The organism is Rhodococcus sp. (in: high G+C Gram-positive bacteria) (assembly GCF_049286785.1).
In the GTDB taxonomy this organism is placed as follows: Bacteria; Actinomycetota; Actinomycetes; order Mycobacteriales; family Mycobacteriaceae; genus Rhodococcus_F.
The window spans coordinates 1-2,048 of the sequence record NZ_JBAQEO010000710.1 but is presented as its reverse complement, the minus strand read 5'-3'; the positions used below and the strand labels follow the sequence as shown (position 1 = coordinate 2,048).

Sequence of the window (2,048 nt, the reverse complement as noted above, 5' to 3'; positions counted from 1 at the left end):
GCCTTGATGCGTTCCAGGGTCAGGCGCATGCCGGCGCACATGGCTGCGGTGAACGATTCCACGCCGCCCATGAACCCGTTGGTGAGTTCAAGCGACAGGTCGGAAACCCCGTCGGGGGCTTCGCGGCGCTGGGTGAGCAGGGCGCCGGCTCGCTCGGGCGCCACCGTGAATGACCAGATCACCCAGTTCTCCTCGATCCGGAAAGCGATCTCGCGTCCCGGCTCGAAGCGCACGATCTCGCCGTGGGTCGTCCACACGAGCTCGCCGGCGCTGTTGCGGTTGGTGAACTGCGTGCCGAGTCCCACGCTTTCGAAGCCGGCGCGGAGGCGGGTCGAGTCCACCTGGGGGCTCCAGTCGGGCATTCGGCGTACGTCGCTCACCATGGCCCACACCCGCTCGGGCGACTCAGCAATGTGGACGGAGTCCACCAGGTCCGGGGCGCTCACGACGGCCTCCTTACTTCACGTCCGTTCGGTCGTAAACACCCTAGGCCGCGCGCATGTATACGTCCAGTTGAACGTCTATCCTCGGAAGAATGACCGCGCTGCCCGCTTCCGACGGCCGCCGGGCACGTGGTGACCTCACCAGACGTCGCGCGGCTCGGGCCGCAGCCGATATTGCCACGACGCACGGCCTCGACTCGATCTCCGTCGGCTCGCTCGCCCAGGCAACCGGTCTGAGCAAGAGCGGCATCCTGACGGTGTTCGGAAGCCGCGAGGCGATCCAGCTCGCCGCGGTTGCCGAGGCGCGCCATGTGTACATCGACACGGTGATCGCACCCACCTGGCGAGAACCTCCGGGGACCGTGCGACTGCGAGCGCTACTGGACACCTGGCTGGCGTACTTGCTCGAGCAGGTCTTCCCTGGGGGCTGCTTCATCTCCGCGACCTCAGTCGAGTACGGCCACCGCGACGGGCCGGTGGCCGACGCGGTCCGCCAGCTCAAGGCCGAGTGGCTGCATCTGCTGGAGCAGCAGCTGGGCGCGGCGGGGTAGTCCCAGCCGGAGGACGACGCGTTCCGCATCGATGCATTTCTTGCCATGGGCAACGCCCGGCGAGAGCTGTTCAACGACGACACCGAACTGGTACGCGCGCGTGCTCTCGCACTGGAGGTGGTCGCTCAGGCTTCCCAGAGGCACTGACTGCGCCGCACTCGCCTCCCCGTTCGCCCCCAGGAACTCGAGTGCGCGCCCACCGACCCGGTGCGTACGGTCCGGATCATGACCTCAGACGAGTTCGTGCCCGCCGACTTCGAGCCGCCGACCGCGCTGGTGACCGACCACTGCCGCCTCGAACCCCTGGGACCGCAGCACAACGAGTCGGACCACGCAGCGTGGACGTCGAGCATCGATCACATCCGCTCCACGCCGGGCTTTCCCGATGGCGGGTGGCCGCCGCGCGAGGGGATGACCCTCGAGCGGAACCTCGCCGACCTGCGCCGCCACGCCGAGGACTTCACCAGGCGCGCCGGCTTCACCTTCACCGTCCTCGACCCGACCGACGGTGACGTCATCGGTTGCGTCTACCTGTATCCCACGTCCTCCGAGGACTGGGACGTCACTGCGCAGTCCTGGGTACGGGCCGACAAGGCCGACCTCGACGTGCCACTCGCCGATGCGATCGCCAGGTGGCTCGCCACCGACTGGCCCTGGGAACGTGTGGACCGCTGCGGTCGCTGACTCGTTGGTGACCCGGACCGTGCTCGTCAGGTGTCGCTGACTGCCACGGCACTCGAGGGTGGTGTTCCCACGATGCTCACCGGCAACAGCGCTGCAGGCTCCGCGGTCAACTGCGCGCTGACCACGCGATCGAGACGGAACCATCGAATGCCCTCCGCGACCCGGCAGTGCGCCACGAGGTACCAGTGCCTGCCGGTGTGAGCGAGAAGGACGAGGTCGACCCTTCGGCTCGTGGCCTTGCCATTGCGGTCGAGGTACTTCAGCGACAGGACTCGCATTTCGTGCAGTGCGCGCTCGATCGAGCGCCTTGCTCGCGGGTTGCCGCGGTTGCGGCTGACATCGATCCAGATCCGATCGGTCAGTGCCGCCG

General features: G+C 67.9%; 4 protein-coding genes. 2 read left to right on the top strand and 2 right to left on the bottom strand.

Annotation, left to right across the window (positions count from 1 at the left end; translation table 11 throughout):
* The coding region (locus WAW17_RS25720) for an SRPBCC family protein (protein WP_422335705.1) at positions 1 to 446 on the bottom strand (446 nt) is incomplete at its 3' end.
* An 89-nt stretch (positions 447 to 535) separates the two neighbouring features.
* On the opposite strand from WAW17_RS25720, the gene WAW17_RS25715 reads away from it, so the two are divergent.
* Positions 536 to 994 carry a TetR/AcrR family transcriptional regulator gene (locus tag WAW17_RS25715; RefSeq protein WP_422335704.1) on the top strand — a complete coding sequence of 153 codons (459 nt, stop codon included), beginning with the start codon at positions 536 to 538 and terminating at the stop codon, positions 992 to 994.
* A 225-nt stretch (positions 995 to 1,219) separates the two neighbouring features.
* Positions 1,220 to 1,678, top strand: coding sequence for a hypothetical protein (locus tag WAW17_RS25710; RefSeq protein WP_422335703.1), 459 nt, complete (start codon positions 1,220 to 1,222; stop codon positions 1,676 to 1,678).
* Positions 1,679 to 1,704: 26 nt separating this feature from the next.
* On the opposite strand, the gene WAW17_RS25705 is transcribed toward WAW17_RS25710, so the two are convergent.
* The coding region (locus tag WAW17_RS25705; RefSeq protein ID WP_422335702.1) for a helix-turn-helix transcriptional regulator at positions 1,705 to 2,048 on the bottom strand (344 nt) is incomplete at its 5' end.